We start from the raw sequence: 754 nt of genomic DNA on the forward strand, positions 1-754 counted from the left end.
AAGGCATTCACCGGCACGATATAAGCGACGAGGCGTGGGAACGGATAAAAGAACTGCTGCCCGGACAGGCAGGGAAGCACGGGGGAGTGGCGAAAGACAACCGCTTGTTTATTAATGCGGTAGCGTGGCAGACGCGCACGGGTGCTCCGTGGAGAGATATACCGCCAGAATTCGGAAACTGGAACAGCATACACAAGCGGTTTTGCCGCTGGCGGGACAAGGGAATATGGAAAACGCTGGCGGACGCCGCAATAGGCGAGCCTGCCGGGGATATCCGTATGATAGATTCGACGTATATCAAAGCACACGCGGACGCATGCGGAGCACAAGGCGGCACTCAGGACATTAGCCGCACAAAAGGGGGCTGAACAGCAAATTACATTTGACGGTTGACGAGTACGGGATACCGGCAAGCGGCATTGTGACAAGCGGTACTGTCGCGGACTGCAGCCAAGCGCCTCTCCTTATGGAGGATTTGGAGGCGGAAGCGTTCCTTGCGGACAAGGCGTATGACACGAACGAGCTGCTCGATATGCTTAAAGAAGCGGATATAGCAGCAGTCATCCCTCCGGTTAAAAGCCGGAAAGAGCAAAGAGCGTACAATCATGAACTGTATCGGGCGCGGCACGTCATTGAAAACGTCTTCCGTGCCCTCAAGCGCTGGCGGGGAATTGCTACGCGCTATGCAAAGCTCACCGCTTCCTTCATCGCCGCCATTCATGTCAGGTGTTTGTTCCTCTACCTTCCAGTCCAC

The 754-nt window shown here is 55.4% G+C and carries 1 protein-coding gene; it reads left to right on the forward strand.

The annotated features are described in order from the left end of the window. Positions 1-5 precede the first annotated feature (5 nt). A protein-coding gene (locus tag AWU74_RS10765; protein WP_438816367.1) for an IS5 family transposase occupies positions 6-754 on the forward strand; the annotation gives its coding sequence in 2 pieces (ribosomal slippage) (positions 6-351 and positions 351-754; 750 coding nt annotated over the 2 pieces). This gene is flagged as partial in the annotation.

The sequence above is a fragment of the Treponema endosymbiont of Eucomonympha sp. genome, assembly GCF_001028545.1.